18 protein-coding genes are annotated in these 19,433 nt (G+C 71.8%); 13 read left to right on the top strand and 5 right to left on the bottom strand.

Going from position 1 to position 19,433, the window contains the following annotated elements:
- Positions 1-4 precede the first annotated feature (4 nt).
- Both BMX65_RS11730 and BMX65_RS32815 read right to left on the bottom strand, forming a co-directional pair.
- Complete coding sequence (locus tag BMX65_RS11730) at positions 5-1,375, bottom strand: NADH-ubiquinone oxidoreductase-F iron-sulfur binding region domain-containing protein (protein ID WP_075000136.1); 1,371 nt, start codon at positions 1,373-1,375, stop codon at positions 5-7.
- A complete protein-coding gene (locus BMX65_RS32815; protein ID WP_075000135.1) occupies positions 1,372-1,818 on the bottom strand; it encodes a hypothetical protein in 447 nt (148 codons plus the stop codon). The genes BMX65_RS11730 and BMX65_RS32815 overlap by 4 nt, the downstream gene beginning before the upstream one ends.
- A 390-nt stretch (positions 1,819-2,208) precedes the next feature.
- Here BMX65_RS32815 and BMX65_RS11720 point away from each other — a divergent pair, with 390 nt between their 5' ends.
- The 7 genes from BMX65_RS11720 (at position 2,209) to BMX65_RS11690 (ending at position 10,625) form a co-directional block, all read left to right on the top strand.
- Positions 2,209-3,393: an aromatic ring-hydroxylating oxygenase subunit alpha gene (locus BMX65_RS11720; protein WP_075000134.1), complete on the top strand. Its 1,185-nt coding sequence runs from the start codon at positions 2,209-2,211 to the stop codon at positions 3,391-3,393.
- 289 nt (positions 3,394-3,682) lie between these two features.
- A complete protein-coding gene (locus BMX65_RS11715; RefSeq protein WP_107437462.1) occupies positions 3,683-4,849 on the top strand; it encodes a polyamine ABC transporter substrate-binding protein in 1,167 nt (388 codons plus the stop codon).
- A gap of 4 nt (positions 4,850-4,853) precedes the next feature.
- Positions 4,854-5,849 (top strand): ABC transporter permease, encoded by a 996-nt coding sequence (locus tag BMX65_RS11710; protein ID WP_079171829.1) that lies wholly within the window; start codon positions 4,854-4,856, stop codon positions 5,847-5,849.
- A complete protein-coding gene (locus BMX65_RS11705) occupies positions 5,846-6,694 on the top strand; it encodes an ABC transporter permease (RefSeq protein WP_079171828.1) in 849 nt (282 codons plus the stop codon). Before BMX65_RS11710 ends, BMX65_RS11705 begins: the two co-directional genes overlap by 4 nt.
- Positions 6,691-7,803 (top strand): ABC transporter ATP-binding protein, encoded by a 1,113-nt coding sequence (locus tag BMX65_RS11700; RefSeq protein WP_075000133.1) that lies wholly within the window; start codon positions 6,691-6,693, stop codon positions 7,801-7,803. The genes BMX65_RS11705 and BMX65_RS11700 overlap by 4 nt, the downstream gene beginning before the upstream one ends.
- 70 nt (positions 7,804-7,873) lie before the next feature.
- A complete protein-coding gene (locus tag BMX65_RS11695; RefSeq protein ID WP_075000132.1) occupies positions 7,874-9,220 on the top strand; it encodes a flavin monoamine oxidase family protein in 1,347 nt (448 codons plus the stop codon).
- Positions 9,213-10,625, top strand: coding sequence for an aminobutyraldehyde dehydrogenase (locus BMX65_RS11690; RefSeq protein WP_075000131.1), 1,413 nt, complete (start codon positions 9,213-9,215; stop codon positions 10,623-10,625). The genes BMX65_RS11695 and BMX65_RS11690 overlap by 8 nt, the downstream gene beginning before the upstream one ends.
- Before the next feature lie 213 nt (positions 10,626-10,838).
- Here the strand turns inward: BMX65_RS11690 and BMX65_RS11685 are convergent, their stop codons facing one another.
- On the bottom strand, positions 10,839-11,648 hold the full coding sequence (locus tag BMX65_RS11685) for an IclR family transcriptional regulator (RefSeq protein WP_075000130.1): 810 nt from the start codon (positions 11,646-11,648) through the stop codon (positions 10,839-10,841).
- A gap of 194 nt (positions 11,649-11,842) precedes the next feature.
- Between BMX65_RS11685 and BMX65_RS11680 the strand changes: the two genes are divergently transcribed.
- The 5 genes from BMX65_RS11680 (at position 11,843) to BMX65_RS11660 (ending at position 17,706) form a co-directional block, all read left to right on the top strand.
- Positions 11,843-12,418, top strand: coding sequence for a thioesterase family protein (locus BMX65_RS11680; RefSeq protein WP_075000129.1), 576 nt, complete (start codon positions 11,843-11,845; stop codon positions 12,416-12,418).
- A gap of 11 nt (positions 12,419-12,429) precedes the next feature.
- Positions 12,430-13,605: an acyl-CoA dehydrogenase family protein gene (locus tag BMX65_RS11675; RefSeq protein WP_075000128.1), complete on the top strand. Its 1,176-nt coding sequence runs from the start codon at positions 12,430-12,432 to the stop codon at positions 13,603-13,605.
- Positions 13,605-15,728: an acetate--CoA ligase family protein gene (locus BMX65_RS11670; RefSeq protein WP_075000127.1), complete on the top strand. Its 2,124-nt coding sequence runs from the start codon at positions 13,605-13,607 to the stop codon at positions 15,726-15,728. Before BMX65_RS11675 ends, BMX65_RS11670 begins: the two co-directional genes overlap by 1 nt.
- Entirely contained in the window at positions 15,725-16,510 is a 786-nt protein-coding gene (locus tag BMX65_RS11665; protein WP_075000126.1) for an enoyl-CoA hydratase-related protein, read from the top strand. The genes BMX65_RS11670 and BMX65_RS11665 overlap by 4 nt, the downstream gene beginning before the upstream one ends.
- 623 nt (positions 16,511-17,133) lie before the next feature.
- Positions 17,134-17,706: a hypothetical protein gene (locus BMX65_RS11660; RefSeq protein WP_075000125.1), complete on the top strand. Its 573-nt coding sequence runs from the start codon at positions 17,134-17,136 to the stop codon at positions 17,704-17,706.
- A 21-nt stretch (positions 17,707-17,727) separates the two neighbouring features.
- Here BMX65_RS11660 and BMX65_RS11655 read toward each other — a convergent pair whose 3' ends face one another.
- Both BMX65_RS11655 and BMX65_RS11650 read right to left on the bottom strand, forming a co-directional pair.
- A complete protein-coding gene (locus BMX65_RS11655; RefSeq protein ID WP_075000124.1) occupies positions 17,728-17,979 on the bottom strand; it encodes a type II toxin-antitoxin system RelE family toxin in 252 nt (83 codons plus the stop codon).
- A complete protein-coding gene (locus BMX65_RS11650) occupies positions 17,976-18,230 on the bottom strand; it encodes a type II toxin-antitoxin system Phd/YefM family antitoxin (RefSeq protein WP_075000123.1) in 255 nt (84 codons plus the stop codon). The genes BMX65_RS11655 and BMX65_RS11650 overlap by 4 nt, the downstream gene beginning before the upstream one ends.
- A 1,054-nt stretch (positions 18,231-19,284) precedes the next feature.
- Between BMX65_RS11650 and BMX65_RS32050 the strand changes: the two genes are divergently transcribed.
- The gene (locus BMX65_RS32050) at positions 19,285-19,392 is read left to right on the top strand and encodes a keywimysin-related RiPP (protein ID WP_107437461.1); all 108 of its coding nucleotides are present in this window, start codon (positions 19,285-19,287) and stop codon (positions 19,390-19,392) included.
- Positions 19,393-19,433: the final 41 nt, after the last annotated feature.

The following is a 19,433-nucleotide window of genomic DNA, read 5'->3' as shown; positions in this document are numbered from 1 at the left end:
CGTCTCACGGGCGGTGCGCGGGTGCGGCCGTGCGGGCGGGTGCGGACGGGAGGGTGTCCGGCACCTCGGGCACGGGGACGGTGAGGCGGTGGGTGGCGGAGAGGGGCGCGCCCGGTGGTTCTGCGGCAGCGGCGCAGCGGGCGCACGGGGCGGCCAGATGGGCGTCGACGAGAGCGGGGAAGGCGCGCAACAGGCTGCCCGCGGTTCCGGCGGCGGCGTCCAGGAGGCCGCAGGCGCCGCGGCCGGGCAGCCCCGCGGACCAGCGGCCCAGCGCGGTACGGACGTCTTCCGTCGCGCTGCCGTCGGCCAGGTGCCGCAGGGCGTCGCGGACCGATCCCGATCCGGCGACGCATACGCCGCACTGCCGGGCGCTCTCGGCTGCGAGGTAGGCGGCCGCACGGGCAGCGGCGGTCACGGGGCAGTCCTGCGGGCCGAGGAAGCGCACGGCGCCGCAGCCGAGGGCGGTGCCGGCGCCGGCGAGGCGGTCGGGGTCGACGGGCAGGCCGAACGCGGGCTCCGCGACGAGTCCGCCGAACAGGCCGCCCATGAGCGCGGCCTGGGCATCCGTGCTGCCCTGGGCGCGCGCCAGCTCCCGCAGGGTGGCGGTGTAGGGGACCTCGGTGAGCAGCGGCGCGGCACCGGGCCCGGAGAGGGTCATCAGGGTGCTGCGGGCGATCCGGCGGCTGAGGTCGGGGCGGGCGGCGATGAGCGCGATGCGGGCGAGGGTCTCGACGTTGGCGACGAGGGTGGGCTCGTCACCGACGCCCTGCTGGAAGGGCCGGGGCGGTTTGGCCAGCGGAAGTGCCGGGCCGCCGTCGATCCGGCGGACCACCGCGCTCTCCTCCCCCGCGACGTAGGTGTGCTCGGTCTGCACGATCTCGACGGACAGGGGCGGCGGATGCTCCGCGAGGGCCTGCCGGACCCGCTGGGCGGCGGCCGGATCCGCGAGGTAGACGTACCCGCGCCGGGCTCCGGTGACGGCGGCGGCCCGGGCGAGGCCGTCGAGGACGAGGTGCGGGCGGGCGCGCAGCAGCCAGCGGTCCTTGACGGAGCCGGGCTCGCCCTCCTCGCCGTTGGCGACGACGACGGGCGTACCTCCGGCGTCGCGCACGGCGGCCAGTTTGGTGGCGGTGGGGAATCCCGCTCCGCCGCGTCCGCGGAGCCCGGCCTCGTCGAGGTGCTGGAGCAGCGCGCCGGGGGTGGGTGCGGTGCCGTACCCGCCGTGTGCGAGGTACGTCCGGGCGCCCTCCAGCCGGTCGGGCCGGGCTCCGAGAACGGTATCGGCCGTGCGGCCGCCGTCGGGTGCGCGGGATGCGGGAGGCGTCAGGGACCGGATGACGGTCCGTTCTGCCCTGCGGGCTCGCGTCGTGGTCATGCGTGCCCTCCGGGGTGGGTGGCGGCGTCATGGGGAGGGGCCGTGTCTTCGGCCTCGTCGGCTCCACCGGAAGCGGGGCTCCCGGCGTGCAGGTCGCGGAGTGCGGACTCCAGGGCGCGGCGCCGGCCGGCGGTGCGGGCGTAGGCGGTGCCGGGGAGGCCGATGAGCATCCGGTGGTGGTCGAGGATCACCTCGGCGGCCAGCCGGGCCGCGCGGCGGTCGCCGGGGCTGGTGCCGTTCGCGACGCGGGTCACCAGGTCGGCGACCTCGTCCAGATACCGCAGCCAGCGGCGTTCGCTGCCGTGCAGGATCAGCCGCTGCAGGCGGCGGCGCTCGGCGGCGGAGTCCGTCGGTGGGCTGCGCAGGGCCGCCACGCTCGGGGGCAGTTCCCGTTCCGGCTCGGGCGTCAGGCCGAGCCAGACCAGACTCCGACGACGGCTCATGCGTGCCTCCGGGGAGAGGTGTGCGGACCCGGCCGGTGCCGGGAGGTGACCTGGTGGGTGCCGTGGCCCCGGGTGGGGGTCGGGACCACGGCTGTGCCGGGCGGCCCGGGAGGTGCCGGGGGCGCCTCGGGCACCGTCGAGAGGGCAAGAGGTGAGGGGTGTGAAGGGGGTGAAGGGGGGTGAGGGGAGCAGCAGCGGGTGGCGTGTCGCGGGCGTTCCGGACGCGAATCGTCCGGAACGGCCGCGTCCGGGAGCTGGGACTCGTCGCGGCGACAGCCAGACGCTAACTAACTGATTAGTTAGTCCGCAACCCTTGACACCGACCGACCGGCTCCGCAGGCTGACTAACCATTCAGTCAGCACTCGGTCTTCTCACTCTGGAGTCAGCTGATGCACGCGAAATCCCCGGCCACCCGCGCGACCACGGGCCCGCCCGGCACCGAGCCGCCCCACCCCGGTGCGGCCCTCGCCGCCCGCTACTACACGGACCCGGGCATCGCCGCGGCCGAGAGCCGGCACATCTTCGCCAAGTCCTGGCAACTGGTCTGCCACGAGTCGGACCTGCCGGGCCCGGGCGCCCGGCTCACCGCCACCGCGGCCGGGCGCGAGGTGCTCGTCGTCCGCACCGAGGACGGCAGCCTGGCCGCCCACCTCAACGTCTGCCGGCACCGCGGCACCCGGCTGGTCTCCACGCCCGAACCGGACGGCAAGGCCATCCGCTGCCCGTATCACGGCTGGACCTACAAGCTCGACGGCCGTCTCGTCGGCGCGCCGGAGGCCCGGCAGATCCCGTGCCTGGACAAACCGAAGCTGGGGCTCTTCCCGGTCCGCGTCGAGTCGTTCCTCGGCTTCGTCTTCGTCAACCACGACCCCGACGCCGTCCCGCTCGCCGAGCAGTGCGCCGGGCTCGCCGAGGCCGTCGGGCACTACGCCGGGACGGACCTGGTGCCGGTCGGCCGCGACCGGATCCACGACCTCGACGGTGCCGAGGTCCAGCAGGCCAACTGGAAGGTTGCTGTCGACAACTATCTGGAGGGCTACCACGTACCCGTGGCCCACCCCGGGCTGATGCGGCTGCTCGACTACCAGGGCTACACCTGCGAGATCGACGAGTCCTATGCGCTCTTCGCCTCTCCCCTGCGCGACAAGCCCTCGTCGAACTGGCCCGAACGCCTCTACCAGCGCCTCACCACTCCCATGCCCGGTCTGACGGAGGCCGACCGCAGAGTGTGGCGGTATGCGGTCATCTATCCCAACACGCTCATCGACTTCTACCCCGACCATGTGCTTGCCTGGACCGCGATCCCGACGGGCGTCGACCGCGTCGCCGTACCAGGCGCGTTCTACACTCGCGCCGGCACCTCGCTGCGTACCCGCATCGGGCGGCGGCTCAACATCCACATCGGCTGGATCACCAACGACGAGGATGCCGAGCTCGTAGCACGCGTACAGAAAGGACTCAGCACCCCAGGGTTCGAGCCCGGCCCGCTGTCCCGGCGCGAGTCGGCGGTCGGCTGGTTCGCCGGCCGGGTCCGGGCGGATCTCGCGGCGGTCCCGGACGACGGGACGGCCTGAGCCGACCGCGAACGCGCGCGAGGGAGCCCGATCGGCACACCCGCTGCCGCACCCGCACCGGTCTCCCCGCAGCATCCCCTTCGGATCCCTGGCCGCCACCCCGCCGCGTCCCGCTCGCGCAGCACCCACCCCGCGGCACAGGGTTTCGAGCACCCGCAACGGCACCGTACCCCCGGAGCCACACCCCCCTCGGGCCCCGTCTTCCGAGTCCCACCCGGTCGGCGCGCGCCACGTGTACACACCCGATCAGTGTCCGTCCCCCGTACGGACCCTATGGAGAGGACCACCGATGTCCCCCGAGGCGCTCTCCCCATCCACCTGGATGTCCCGCCACCTGTCCCGCCGATCCCTCCTGCGCACCGGTTCCGCTGCGGCGGTCGGACTCGGCCTGGGCACGGCCGCATCCGGGTGCGGGTTCGATTCCGGAGGCTCCGCCTCCCAGAAGACCGGCGACGAGCCCATCGAAATGAAGATCGACGGCGATCTCGTGTACTTCAACTGGGCCGACTTCGTCGACCCGGCGGTCTTCGCCGGGTTCGAGAAGGAGTACGACGTGAAGGTCGTGCAGTCGAACTTCGACTCGATGGAAGGCATGGTCGCCAAGCTCAACGCCGGCAACAAGTACGACATCATCTTCCCGACCGCGAAGTGGGCCGAGCGGCTCGTCCAGGGCAACCGGCTGCGCCGCATCGATCACTCTCAGCTCCGCAACGCCGATGCCGTCTTCGGCCACTACGACTACTTCGCCGATCCCTGGTACGACCAGGGATCGCGGCACACTGTGCCGTTCACCATGTACAAGACCGGCATCGGCTGGCGGAAGGACAAGATCGGCGACGATCTGTCCGGGTCCTGGGACGACCTGTGGCTGTCGCGCGCCAAGGGCCGCGTCTTCGTGCTCGACGACCGGGACGAGGTGCTGGGCATGGCCGCGCTCAAGCGCGGCCTCGACGTCTCCACCTCCGACTCGGACGACCTCAGCGAGATCACCTCCACCCTGCGCTCGCTCCGCCCGCACCTGCGGGGCTTCTCCAGCAACAGCTACAACAACCTGCTCACCGGCAACGCAGCCATGACCCAGGCATGGAGCGGTGACATGGCCGCCATGCTGAACGAGGCCAAGGACCCGTCGAAGTTCGGATTCGAGATCGCGAAGGAAGGGGCGCCCCTCAACTCCGACTGCTACGCCATTCCCTCCAACGCTCCCCATCCCGGTACGGCGATGCTCTTCATCGACTATCTGCTCCGGCCCGAGAACGTCCGCAAGAACATCGAATACATCGGATACCCGATGCCGGTCAAAGGTTCGGAGGACACCTACTCCGCGCTGGTCGAGCCCTTCCCCTCCTGTGTCGTCTCCGCCGACGAACTCAAGGACGACCTGTACTTCCACAACGGCGACAAGCAGGCCGAACGTGCCCGCGACGCCGCCTGGACACGTGTGAAAGCCAGCTGACGCCATGGCAACGCAGAACACCGCCGAACCGGCACCTCCCGGGCTCGGCGAAGAGAGCGGCCGCCTCCCCGAAGACGGTGCGGCCGACGCAGCCGGCGGCCCCCGTGGGAACCGCTCCCCCGGGCGACCCGCGCGGAGCAGCGCCTCCGCCGGGGGCAACCGGCTGTGGACCGTGCTGATGCTGCCGGGCACGCTGTGGATGACCGCGTTCCTCATCGGCTCGCTGGTCCTGGTCGCCACCCTGGCGCTCGGCACCACCGACCCACTCGGCAACCCGCGCTTCGGCTTCCGGCTCGAGAACTTCTCGGCGCTGGCCGAACCCGCCTATCTGGAGGTGATGCTGCGGTCCCTCGGCTACGCGCTGCTGACCTGTGTGATCTGCCTGCTGATCGCGTATCCCGTCGCCTACACCATCGCGCTGCACGGCGGGCGCTTCAAGACACTGCTGATCGCACTGATCGTCGTGCCGTTCTTCGCCAACTACCTGGTGCGCATGTACGGCTGGTCGGTGGTGCTCTCGGACGACGGGCCGCTGCTGCAAGGTCTGCGCGCGATCGGCCTGGCGAGCGACGGCACCAAGATCCTCCAGACCGGCACCAGCGTGGTGGCCGGGCTCGTCTACGGCTTCATCGTCTTCATGATCATTCCGCTGTACGCCGCGCTGGAACGTATGGACGTCGCCCTGATCGAAGCCGGGCGCGACCTGTACGGAGGGCCGCTGCGGACGTTCTTCCACGTCACCCTGCCCGCCACGAGACAGGGCGCGGCAGCCGGCTGCGTCCTGGTCTTCCTGCCCGCCATGGGCGACTTCGTCAGCGCTCAGCTGCTGGGAGGCCCCGACCAGATCATGATCGGCAATCTGATCCAGGACAAGTTCTTCCAGGGCCAGAACTGGCCGCTCGGCTCGGCGCTGACCATGCTGCTGCTGGCCGTGCTCTTCCTCGGCATGCTGGGATATCTGCGGCGCGCCCGCAAGGACGAGGCGGAGGCGCTCCGATGACGACACCCTCCGCTGCCGCCCGCCCCGCCCGCCGCGGCACCGACCGCAAGCCCCGGTTCGCGCTCGCCATGACCGTCGCGTTCTTCGCGGTGCTGTATCTGCCCATCGGCGTGGTGGTGCTCTACTCGTTCAACTCCCAGAAGTCGCTGACGGTCTTCAAGGACTTCAGTCTCCGCTGGTACCGGGACTTCTTCCACGACCAACTGCTGATCGACTCGCTGGGCATGAGCCTGCAGGTGGCACTGGTGGCGATGGCGGGCTCGCTGGTCCTGGGCGTGACGCTCGCCCTCGGGCTGGTCCGCTGCCGCAACCGGCTCGGTTCCCTCGCCGGGCTGATCATGCTCGTGCCGCTGGTCACTCCGGAGATCGTCACCGGCGTGGCGTCGATGCTGCTCTTCAAGGGCATGCAGATCCCGCTCTCCACCGGCACGGTGATGCTGGCCGAGATCACCTTCTCCATCTCGTATGTGACGGTCATCCTGCGCTCCCGGATCGCGGCGCTGAATCCGGAGGTGGAGGAGGCCGCGATGGATCTGGGCGCGACGCGCTGGCAGGCGCTGCGGCTGGTCACCCTGCCCGCGCTGCTGCCGAGCATCCTGGCGTCCGCGGTGCTGATCTTCGCGCTGGTCTTCGACGACTTCGTCCTCGCCTACTTCACCACCGGCGTCGACCCCCAGCCGCTGCCGGTGCGCATCTACTCGGCCATCCGCTTCGGGGTGCAGCCGACCATCAACGCGGTCGGCACGCTGATGCTCGTCGGGTCGATCGCCCTCATCGCCCTCGCGCTGTTCATCCCGCGCCTGTTCGGCCGCCGCGGCGGCCTCGATCTCCTCTCCGGGAAGTGACACCCGTGACCACCACTGCCGCCAACGCCACGAACGCCCCGGGCCGGCCGCCCGCCGTGCGGCTCGACACAGTCTGCAAGAGCTACGGCTCCTCCTACGCCGTCCAGGACCTGAGCCTGGACATCGCCCCGGGCGAGTTCTTCTCGCTGCTCGGTCCCTCCGGCTGCGGCAAGACCACGTCGCTGCGCATGATCGGCGGGTTCACCGATCCCACCGAAGGGACGATCCTGCTGGACGGCGCGGACGTCACCGCCCTGCCGCCGAACAAGCGGGACGTCAACACCGTCTTCCAGAGCTACGCCCTCTTCGACCATCTGTCGGTGCGCGACAACGTGGCCTTCGGCCTCAAGCGCAAGGGAGTGGCCCGCACCGAGATCCGCGAGCGGGTCGCCACGATGCTGGAGCGCGTACAGCTGGCAGAGCTCGCCGAGCGCAGACCGACCACCCTCTCCGGGGGGCAGCGCCAGCGGGTCGCGCTGGCCCGGGCGCTGGTCAACCGGCCGCAGGTACTGCTGCTCGACGAGCCGTTGGCGGCGCTGGACCTCAAGCTGCGCCGCCAGATGCAGGTCGAACTCAAGCAGATCCAGCGGGAGATCGGCATCACGTTCGTCTTCGTCACCCACGACCAGGACGAGGCGCTGACCATGTCGGACCGGACAGCGGTGCTGAGCGAGGGACACCTGCAGCAGTGCGGCACCCCCGAGGACGTCTACGAGCGGCCCGCGAACAGCTTCGTCGCCTCCTTCATGGGCACGTCCAACCTGGTGCCCGGCACCTACCGGTCCGGCGGCGTGGTCATGGACCAGGGCCCCGAGCTGCCGGTCGGTCCTCGCGAAGGCATCGCCGAGGACAGCCGGGTGAGTCTGGCGATCCGGCCGGAGAAGATCTGGCTGTCGGACCTCGCTCCGGGCATGGCGCGGGTGAACGGCGTGGTCCGGGAGACCGTGTACTCGGGCCCGACCACCACCTATCTGATCGAACTGGCACCCGGGGTCACGGTCTCGGTGCTGGAGCAGAACACCGACCGCTCGCGGATGGAGGACCGCTGGAGCGGGGGCGAGCACGTGGAGGTCGGCTGGTTTCCGGAGCACTGCCTGGTCCTCGAGTGACTCGGACGACTCGGATGACTCGGACAGTGGCCCCGGGCCGAACGCGGACCCATACGAAGGAATGCTTCCCATGCACCATGACGTGATCGTTCTCGGCGCCGGACTCGCCGGTCTCGCGGCGGCGCGGGACCTCGCAGCGGGCGGGGCCGACGTACTGGTCGTCGAGGCCCGGGAGCGGGTCGGCGGCCGGGTCGAACAGACCACGCTCCCGGACGGCCGGCTCGTCCAGCTCGGCGGCGAGGTCGTCGGCCGTGCCCACACCGCCTATCTGGCCCTGGCCGCCGAACTGGGGCTCACGCTGGTCCCGAGCTACGTCGCCGAGCCAGGTCTCCTCGCCCGGGCCACGCCCGAAGGGGTCTCGGCCGGAGACCCGCCGCACTGGTTCGGCACCGGGGACGACGCCTGCCACCGGCGGGTCTCCGAGGCGTTCGCCGACCTCGCCCGCACCGTCGACCCCGGCGACCCGTGGAGCCATCCGCACGCACAGGCCCTCGACCGGATCTCCGTGGCCGACTGGCTGCGGTCCGCCGGGGCCTCGCCGGGCGTCGTACGGCTGTGGGAGATCGGCCAACTGGCATTGGCCGACGGCTCGTACGAGCGCACCTCGCTGCTGGCGGCGCTGCGCAAGCACGCGGCCGTACCACCGCGCGCTGCCGTACCGGGAGAGGGAACCGAGCACGTCGAACACTACGACTACGAGGAATGGGAGGGGCTGCGGGTGGCGGAGGGTTCGGCGACCGTGGCCCTGCGCATGGCCGACGAGCTGGGCGCACGGGTGCGGACCGGCGCACCGGTCGAAGCGGTCGCCGTCGATCCCGGCGGCTGCGCGGTCCGCCTCGCCGGAGGCGAGACGGTGACCTCCGGGGCCGTGGTCAGCGCACTGCCCGCGGGACCGCTGCGGTCCGTCGAGATCACCGGGGTCTCGGACCGGCGGCTCGCCTCGCTGCACCGCCAGCGACACGCCGTGGCGGCCAAGTTCGTCGCCGCCTACGACAAGCCCTTCTGGCGCGCCTCGGGCCGCAGCGGGCTCTCCGAGTGCGAAGGCGTGCTCGGCAGCACCTGGCCGCAGAGCGAAGGCGTGCTCTCCTGCCTCGTCCCGCCCGAACGGTACGGGGTACTGCTGGGTATGCCCGAGGAAGCGGGCGAACGGGAACTGCTGGCCGAGATCGCCCGGCTCTACGGCGACGACGCACACCGCCCGGTCGGCACCTGGACCCGGATGTGGGGCACCGACCCGTGGACCCTGGGCTATGTCACGCAGTGGACGCCCGGCGACGTGACGGCCGTCGGGCCGCTGCACGGCACCCATGAACCGCCCTTCTACGTCTGCGGTTCGGACCAGTGGGTCGCCGGATACATGGAGGGCGCGGTCCGGACGGGGCGCGCCGCCGCGAAGGAGGTGCTGCGCCGTGGCTGAGCAACCGGCCCCCGTCCCGTACAACCACATCGGCGGCGCGGAGCTGACCGCGGCCTCGGGCGCGACCATGCCGCTGACCGACCCCGCCACCGGCGTCGCGGACCGTAGGGCGCCGCTGTCGGGCCGGGCGGAGGCCGACGCCGCCTGCGCGGCGGCGGAGGCCGCTCACGAGCACTGGTCGGTGACCACGCCCGCCGCACGGGCGGACGCGCTGCTGCGGATCGCCGACACGCTGGAGGCGCACACGGACGAACTGGTGGCGGCGGAAGTCGCGGACACCGGCAAGCCCGCCGAGCTGTTCCGGGCCGACGAACTCCCCGCGGTCCTCGACACCTTCCGGTTCTTCGCCGGTGCGGCCCGGAACCTGCCCGGTGCCGCCGCCGCGGAGTACGTCGAGGGGCACACCTCGCTGCAGCGGCGTGAACCGGTCGGTGTCTGCGCCCAGATCACTCCCTGGAACTACCCCCTGATGATGGCGGCCTGGAAGGTGGCACCGGCCCTGGCCGCAGGCAACACGAGCGTGCTCAAACCGGCGGACTCCACACCCACCTCGGCCGGACTGCTGGCCCGCTGCGCCGCCGGGCATCTGCCGCCGGGTGTGCTGAACGTGGTGTGCGGGGACCGTGACACCGGCCGGGCGCTGGTGGCCCACCCGGCGACCCGGCTGGTCGCGGTGACCGGCAGCGTGCGCGCGGGGCGCGAGATCGCCGCCGCCGCGGCGGCCGACCTCAAGCGCGTACACCTGGAGTTGGGCGGCAACGCACCGGTCGTCGTCCACCAGGACGCCGATGTGGAGTGGACGGCCGCCCAGTTGGCCGCCGTCGCGTACTACAACGCGGGCCAGGACTGCACGGCACCGACCAGGCTGCTGGTGCACGCGGAACTCCACGACGCCTTCGTCGAGGCGTTCGCCGCGCACGCCTCGGCGCTGCGGCCCGGCACCGACTTCGGGCCGCTCGCCGGAGCCGGCCAGCTCGCTGTGGTGGAGGGCCTCTTGCAGCGGCTGCCGGGGCACGCGAAGGTGCTCCTGGGCGGCGCGGCGCGGGCAGGGGCCGGTTACTACCACGAGGCCACCGTGGTCTGCGGGGTGCGGCAGGACGACGAGATCGTGCGGGAGGAGATCTTCGGCCCGGTGGTGACCGTGCAGACCTTCACGGACGAAGAGGAGGCCCTCCGGCTGGCGAACGACACCCGGTACGGGCTGGCGGCGAGTGTCTGGACGCGTGACCACGCCCGCGCCATGCGGGCCACCCGGGCACTGCGCGCGGGCATCGTCTGGGTGAACACCCACGGGACGACGGTCTCGGAGATGCCGCACGGCGGGGTGAAGCACTCCGGTTACGGCAGCGATCTGTCGATGGCCGGACTGCTGGACTACACCCAGGTCAAGCACGTCATGCTCTGAGCGGTGGGCCGGGCACCGCGTTCCGCGGCCCTCGGGCGGTGTCCGGCCGCACGCACCGCGCTCTCCGAGCGGGTCGAGCGCCGGTACGACCTCGACCGGCTGTCCGGCAGTCCTGGCTACCGCCGTCCGGCTGCGAAGCCGTCGCCACGACGGCGTGGCCGGGACACCGACGGCGGCCGTCGAAGCGGAACCCGCTCACCGACCCGGCGGTGGCTAGGTCTCGGGGGTCAGGCGTGCACGGATCTCGCGCGCCGCCTGTTGCGCCTGGGAGCCGAGTTCCGCGAAGCGGGACTCGGGGACGCGGTCCCGCGGGCCCCAGACGCTGACGACGGCCACGGGGTGGTCACCCGCGTCGAGTACGGGGGCGGCGACCCCGTAGAGCTGGGGTTCGAGTTCGCCGACGCTGACGCTGTAGCCCCGGGCGCGGACCTGGGCGAGTTCGGCGTGCAGGGCCGACCGGTCGGTGCGGGTGGTGTCGGTGTACTCGGCCAGCGGGCCGGAGAGCAGGGCGTCCACCTCACCGCTCGTCTGCCAGGCCAGCAGTGCCTTGCCGGCCGAGGTCGCGTGGATCGGGACCTGTCGGCCGAGCCAGCGCGCGCTGAGCACCGCGGGTGGCACCACCTCGTCGACGTAGGTGAGGCCGAGGCGGCGGGCGACCGCGAGGTTGGCCGTCTCCCCGGTGGTCCGGCACAGCCGCTCCAGCACGTCGTGCGAGCGGCGGATCAGCCCTTCCACGCTCGCGGTGGAGGCCAGGCGGCTGACCGCGGAACCGATGGTGTACCGGTTGCCCACCGGGTCGCGCTCGACCAGCGCGTGGTGTTCCAGGGTGGCCAGCAGCCGCCAGGCGGTGGCCCGGTTCAGGCCGCACTCGGCGGCGAGTTCCGCGGCGGGCCGGCCTTCGGGGGCGCCTGCCGAGACGGCGTTGAGCAGGGCGATCGCTCGTTCCAGCGCCTGTACGCGCCCTCCGCCCGGCCGTGTCCCGCCCCGCTCCGCCAAGGCGTCCGGGGCGTGCGCCGCGTCCATTGCCGATGCCTCCCGCTCTCGTCGTCCGCTCGGGGAAGCGTAGCCGCCCGTCATCCCCTGGCCTGCGCGGGCTCTCCGTCGTCCCAGGGGCGGTCGCTCCCCTTGACGCGTCGGAACCACTCTCGTAGCGTCGCACAATGCGAGCAGACGACGCACATTATGCGACGCGAGTCGAGCAACCCGCAGGGGAACGGATGGCAGAGAATCCGGCACGCGTGGTCACCCCGTACGAGGGGACCGGCCACCGGCCATGGGACGACACGGCGCCCGTACCGGCGCCGCTCGATCTGCACAGCACTCCGGTACGGCCGGAGTGGGTGGACTACAACGGGCACATGAGCGAGTCGTGCTACTTGCGCGTCCTCGGCGACAACTCCGACGCGTTCTTCCGCTACCTGGGCGTGGACGAGGAGTACCGGGCGCAGGGGAGGTCCCTCTACACGGTCGAGACGCATCTGCACAACAAGCGCGAGGCAACCGAGGGGGCACCGCTCCGGCTCACGCTGCGGCTGCTCGACCACGACACCAAGCGGCTGCACCTCTTCCACGAGATGTGGCACGGCGCCGACGGCACTCTGCTCGCCGCAGCCGAACAGATGCTGCTGCACGTGGACACGGCACAGGGGCGCGCCTGCCCGCTCCCCGGTGAACTGCTGGACCGACTCGGCACCATCCAGGCGGCGCACGACGTACTGCCCGCGCCCGAGATGGCCGGGAAACCCATCGGCATACCCGGTGGCCGGGGCCGGACCGGCCGCCGGGCCAGGTGAGGAAGGAAGACATGGAGTTCGAACTCACCGACGAGCAGCGCATGATCGTCGAGACGGTCGGCAAGTTCGTGAGAACCGAACTGGACCCGCACGCGGACGAGGTGGAGAAGCTCGACGACGTGCCGCCGGAGCTGGCCCGCAGCATCCGCGAGAAGGCGATCGCCGCCGGACTGTACGCGGCGAACATGCCCGAGGACATCGGTGGCGGCGGCCTCGACGCCGTCGGCATCACCCTTGTCGAGCGGGAACTGGGCAAGACCGGTTTCGCCCTCCAGATGCTCGTCGCCCGCCCCAGCAACATCCTCCAAGCATGCGAGGGCGAGCAGCGCGACCGCTATCTCCTGCCCACCGTCCGAGGCGAGCGGCACGACTGCCTCGCCATGACCGAGCCGGGCGCCGGCTCCGACGTGCGCTCGATGCGGACCCGGGCCGTACGGGAAAGCGGCAGCGACGGGAGCGACACTTACGTACTGAACGGCACCAAGCACTTCATCTCGCACGCCGACATGGCCGACTTCGCCCTCGTGTTCGCTGCCACCGGCACCGAGGAGACAGCGCGCGGCACCAAGAACCTCATCACCGCCTTCCTGGTGGACCTCGACACACCCGGCGTCGAGGTGCGGCGCGGCTCGCAGTGCGTTTCGCACCGCGGCTACCACCAGTGCGAACTGATCTTCACCGACGTCCGGCTGCCGGCCGGGCAGCGGCTGGGCGAGGAGGGGCGCGGCTTCGCGCTGATGGGAGAGTGGCTCGGCGCCAGCCGACTCCAGGTCGCCGCCACCAGCATCGGCCGCGCCCGGCGGGTTCTCGACCTCACTCTCGACTGGGCCGCCGAACGCGAACAGTTCGCGCAGCCCATCGGGCGCTTCCAGGGCGTCAGCTTTCCCCTCGCCGACATGGCCACCGAGCTGGAGGCTGCCGAACTGCTGACCCTGCGCGCCGCCTGGAAGCAGGACCAGGGCACCATGACCGACCGCGACGCGGCCATGGCCAAGCTGTACGCCTCGGAGGCGCTGGGCCGCATCACCGACCAGGCGCTCCAGACCTTCGGCGGCATGGGACTCATGGCCGAGCTGCCCATCGAACGCTACTGGCGCGACGCCCGCGTCGAGCGCATCTGGGACGGCACCAGCGAGATCCAGCGGCACATCATCTCCCGCTCCCTGCTGCGTCCCCTGGGCGCCTGATGGCACCGGGCCCTCGCTCCCTCGGCCGCCTGCTGAACCCCCGCCACATCGCCGTCTACGGGGGCGCGTCGGCCGCGGCGGCCGTACGCCGGTGTCGTGCCCTCGGCTTCACGGGCGAACTGTGGCCCGTGCATCCGCGGCGGGACCACATCGAGGGTCTGCCCTGTCACCGCAGTACGGCCGACCTCCCCGCGGTGCCGGACGCCGCGTTCCTCGCCGTACCCGCGGAGGCCACGGTGGAGATCCTCGCGGAACTCGCCGGACGCGGCGCGGGCGGCGCCGTGTGCCACGCCTCCGGATTCGCCGAGGACGGGCCCCGCGGCGCCGCGCTGGAGGACGCCCTGCGGGCCGCTGCCGGCGACATGCCGGTGATCGGCCCGAACTGCCTCGGCGTCCTCAACTACCTGGACGGCACCGCGCTCTGGGCCGACCAGCACGGCGGTGTCCGGACCGGAAGCGGCGTCGCCGTCATCACCCAGAGCGGCAACATCGGGCAGAACATCACCATGCAGCGCCGAGCCCTTCCCCTCGCCTACCTGATCAACGCGGGGAACGGGGCCGTCACCGGGGTACCCGAGCTGATCGAGGCGCTGCTGGAAGACCCCCGGGTGACTGCCATCGGGCTGCATCTGGAAGGGATCGCCGACCCCGGCGGGTTCGCCCGCGCGGCGCTGGCCGCACTGCGACGCGGTGTGCCTCTCGTGGCGCTGAAGACCGGCAGCTCCGAGCTGGGTGCGCAGACCGCCATGAGCCACACCAGTTCCCTCGCCGGGTCGGACGTCCTGTGTGATGCCTTGTTCCGGCGCACCGGCGTCGCACGCGTGGCGGAGATCGGCACCTTCGTGGAAACGCTGAAGCTGCTGCACGTCCACGGATCGCTCGGCGGACCCCCGGACCCGGCGGGGCGGGCCCGGATCACCTCGGCCAGTTGCTCGGGCGGCGAGGCGGCCCTGCTGGCCGACACCGCTCAGCGGCACGGGGTCGAGCTCCCCCCGCTTCCGGAACGGTCGGCCGCGCGGTTGCGCCACGTGCTGGGCGACAAGGTGAGCGTACGCAACCCGCTCGACTACCACACCTACATCTGGGGTGACTTCCGCGCTCAGCAGGAATGCTTCACCGCCCTGCTCGAAGCGGGCTGTGACATGAACGTGCTGCTGCTCGACATACCGCGCGCCGACCTGTGCGAGGACGATGCCTGGAGCACCGCCCTGGATGCCTTCGTAGCGGCGCACCGGCGTACCGGGGCTCCGGCGTGCGTCGTCGGTACGCTGCCCGAGGGGGTGCCGGAGCCGGTCGCCCGACGGCTGCTGTCGGAAGGTGTCGCCCCGCTCCAGGGCCTGGCGGACTGTGTACGGGCCATCGCTGCGGCCGGAAGCATCGGTGCCGCACGGCGCACGGCGGACCGGGGGTTGCCGCCGCACGGCGCGCGCGCCGTGCGGCCCGCCCGCAAGGAGGAGATGCTCGACGAGCATGCCGGGAAGCGGGAGCTGGCCGGCCACGGACTGGCCGTCCCGGACAGCGCCGTGGCCCGGCCCGGCGAAGCGGCACAGGCCGCACGCGCGCTGGGCTTCCCCGTCGTCGCCAAGGCTCTCGCCGCCGAGACGGCACACAAGAGCGAGGTGGGCGGAGTCCGGCTGGGGCTCGCCGACGAGAAGGCGGTGGAGGAGGCCGTCTCGGCGATGACCGGGCTGGCCGACCGGTTCCTGATCGAGCGGATGGTGCCGGACGCCGTCGCCGAACTCCTGGTCGGCGTGCACCACGACCCCGTCTTCGGCCCTGCGCTCACTCTGGGAGCCGGCGGCGTACTGGTGGAACTGGTCCGCGACACCGCCACGTCGCTGCTGCCCACGACCGTGACGGAGATCGAGGACGCGCTGTCCTCGCTGCGGATATGGCCGCTGCTGCGCGGGTTCCGCGGCCGTCCGGCCGGTGACGTGCGTGCTGCGGTCGCCGCCGTCCAGGCCGTCTGCGCCTATGTGGAAGACCACCCCGAGGTCACCGAACTCGATGTCAACCCGCTGCTCGTACTGCCCGAGGGGCGGGGCGCGGTCGCCGCGGACGTGGTGCTCAGGCGTGTCGCGCCGCACCGGAACAACGGGAACGACGAAGAGGAGTCGCCATGACCCCCGTACGGCTGGACGCACACGACGGCGTACTGGTGATCACTCTGGACCGGCCCACGGCAAACGCCGTGGACGCCGCCACCAGCCATGCCCTGTACGAAGGCTTCGACCGGCTGCGCAGGGACCGGACCCTGCGCGCCGCGGTGGTCACCGGCGCCGGGGAGCGGTTCTTCTGCGCAGGCTGGGATCTGAAGGCGGCGGCCGGAGGCGAGGCCGTCGACGCCGACCACGGGCCCGGCGGATTCGCAGGGCTGACGGAGCTGTTCGAACTGGACAAGCCGGTGATCGCCGCGGTGAACGGGCTCGCGCTGGGCGGAGGCTTCGAACTCGCGCTCGCCGCCGATCTGATCGTCGCCGACGCGCACGCCGAGTTCGCGCTGCCCGAGGTGAAGCTCGGCCTGATCGCGGACTCCGGCGGCGTCCTGCGACTGCCGCGCAGGCTGCCGCGCGCCGTGGCGACGGAACTGCTGCTGACCGGTCGTCGGCTGGGAGCTGTGGAGGCGGCCGGCTGGGGGCTGGTGAACGAGGTCGCCGAACGGCCGGACACCGCCCTGGAGCGGGCCCTCGCCCTGGCGCACACTCTGCGGGAGGGCGCGCCGCTGGCGGTGGCGGCCGTGAAGGAGGTACTGCGCGTGACGGAGCATCTCGGGGTCGAGGACGCCTATGCCCGGATGCGCCACACCCACCTGCCCCGGTACCGGGCCATGCTGAACTCCGACGACGCCTTGGAGGGCCCCCGCGCCTTCGCGGAGAAGCGGTCCCCGCACTGGACCGGTGCGTGAGCGCGGCGGCCGGCCGCACCACGCCTCGCCGCGTCCGGGTGGCGTAGTGCTGCGCCTCGGCCGAGAGGCTGCCGAGCCGGTCCTCGCCGGTCCGCCGCCCCCGGGAAGCTCGGGCGGCGGCTCCACCATGAACCCGGCCGACACACAATGCGGGTCGAGGCGCACCTCGGCCGGCACAATTGCGAGCACCCACGGGTGTATGTGGAGGATGCGATCTGGGAGCCCCTTGCCCGGCCGGCCCGGGACGCGGACGAGCGCGGACAGGCCCGGCTGGAGACGGCCGCCGACGGCCTGGCCGAAGTTCTCAGCGCACTGGCCCGCCGCCCGCACGAACACCGCGCGCACATCGCCGACCGCCTCGCCCGCGTCCTCGACTCGGGCGTGCTGCCGGAGAACCTGCGGGAGATGCCGCTCTACTACCTGGCCAAGGACCAACGCGGCCTCGGGCAGAGCGCGGCCTCCCGCCGCGGTATGCAGCAAGTCGCCGACGCCGGCGGTCGCATGGCGCCCGTCACCCGACGCGGGCTGGCCCCTCCCTCCCGTCTGGCCGGTGACTTCCCACCACCCTGGAACTCGCCCGCCACGCCGGGCGGGAAGGACGCGGACAGCGCATCGAGGGCGATGTGTGGTGGGCCCACGGCGACATGGACCGCGCGGCCGCCGCCTACCGCACCGCCCGGGCTGAGGCCGAAGAGGAACGAGCCGACGGCGAAGCCGCCGCCTGCCAGGCCCAGTTCGCCCTCGCGCTGTCCTTCACCGACCCGCAGACCGCCGCCGAGGAAATCGACCTCGCCGAGCGGCTGCTGGCCTCCCTGGACATGCGCGCCCCCATCTCACCGTCCACATCGCCTCCCTGGCCCGTGACGCCGGACGCGAGAACGCCGGCATCGAAGAGCGGGCACAGATCGTGCGCACCGAGGCGCAGGTTGCCGGCGTCGGGGAATGAAGCAGAGGTCAAGCTGGAGACGGCCCTGGCCTTCCACCGCGCCGTGCGCGACGGCCAGGAGCAGCTCGCCCACAGTCTCGGCCGTCTGCGCGACCTGTCCCCGGGGCGGCGACCACGCCCACTACATCGAGACCGCCCGTTTCCTGGCCGGCCGCCGGCCCGGAACGCGACCGCCCGGTGGATCGACGGGGGACAGGCCACCCGCGGACGCGGGGACACCCTGGTCCAGCACCGCCGAGCCACTGTCTGAGGGCTCCCTGCGAGAAGGGGGTCAGCCTGTCCGGCCCAGGTGCATCACGACAACGGTGACGGTGCTGTCGGTGATCTCGTACAGGACCCGGTAGAGGCCCACGTACATGCGGCGCAGGTCGGGCGAACCGTATTCGACGGTGCCCTCCGGCCGCGGCTGCCGGGCGAGGAGATCCACCGCATCCAGCAGCCGGCGCAGCCCGTCGGCGTCATCCTTGAGGAAGCGGGCGGCAGCGTTGAGAGCCGCCTCTTCCCAGACGATCGTGTAGGTCAACCGCGCTCCAGACCGAGCCGGGCGCGCACCTCATCGTGCGGGACCACGACCGTCTGGCCCGCCGCCTGCCGGGCGCGGTACTCGGCCAGCGCGAGCGCGTCCTCCAGGTCGGCGAGCTCCTGCGGATTGACCAGGACAGCGGCGGGCTGGCCGTGATCGGTGATCGTGATGCGCTCGCGCGTATGGGAAGCACGGCGCACCAGCGAACCGAACCGGGCCCTCGCCTCAGTGATCGGCACTGTCTCGCTCATGTACAGAACTGTACACTTCCCGCCGCTACCGGCAAGAGCGTCCACCACGCCCCCGGACTCCAGGCGCACTGCACGAGAAGGCTGGTCTCCGAGGCTGCGGGCCCGCGCCTGGGGCTGACCCACAATGACCTCAGCTCACATGCGCCACCGTCCACGGGAAGGCCGGCGGCCATCCCTACGGCTCGGCCGTCCAGCAACGCGACGACGTCGTAGGCGGCGGGCATCGCCAAGCGTTCACGCCACCGCTCCCCCCCACCGTGGTGCCATTCCACCGACCCAGTCTCCCGTGGCGATCCCCGGGCGTGAGAACAGAGGAATGCCGCCTCGACCACAGATTCCAGGAGGAGACAACGAGAAAACGTTCTCCCAAGGCGGAGCGACGCCAGGGCGGACACCACCTGATACCGGTGGTGCGACATACGGGCGGACACCCGTGTCAATTTCTGGAATGCAAGTGGCGGACCTCTTGTTTTTCTGCGGACTCCCGGCGCGGACACAGTCCCTGACGCCTGCGTGGTGGCGCGCTTCCCCGCGCCGGGGTCAGAACGCACCCGACGCCGGTGAGCGGAGCGAGCTGCCGCGCCGCGGCCGGGTGAACTGTCGTTCGGGGGGGCGCAGTCGCGCCGGAACGGCGGTTCGCAGCAGCCGGGCCGCGTCGTTCGCCCGCCGTTCAGTGCCACTACAGGCGGCGTTCCCCGCACCGAGCAGCGAGACGACAGGGACGGGGGGCAGATCCGGACGAGCTGGGCCCGATGCCGACGGTGCCCGGTTGCGGACTCGGCGTGACATGCACAGGCGCATCCACCTGCCGCTTCGCACCGCTTGGATCTCCGATCGGCTCCTCCTCCCCAGAAGACCACGTGACCGAGGAGCCGCATTCGCGCCAAGATAATACACCGTTGAACGGCATGTAATTGCCAGGGAAAAGATCGCCGCCTAGGGTCTCCTCTGCGACAACGAATTCCATGACTTTGATGCGTAGTTCAGCAGGCGCATTCTCCGTCATGCGAAGGGAAATTCGTCGCTCCGACCAGTCGAATACAGAGGAGCAATAATGACGTACGAGCGTCCGACCCTCTCGAAGGCCGGCAGCTTCCGGAAGGTGACCGGGATCAAGGACACGGGCCCGAAGGACCTGCTGGGCGGCAAGCAGCTTCTCTGACCCCGCCCGGCCTGCGGCACCGCGGCCGGGTGCCGCAGGCC

The sequence above is a fragment of the Streptomyces qinglanensis genome, from assembly GCF_900111245.1.
GTDB classification, from domain to species: Bacteria; Actinomycetota; Actinomycetes; order Streptomycetales; family Streptomycetaceae; genus Streptomyces; species Streptomyces qinglanensis.
This window is presented reverse-complemented; position numbering and strand designations above follow the sequence as displayed.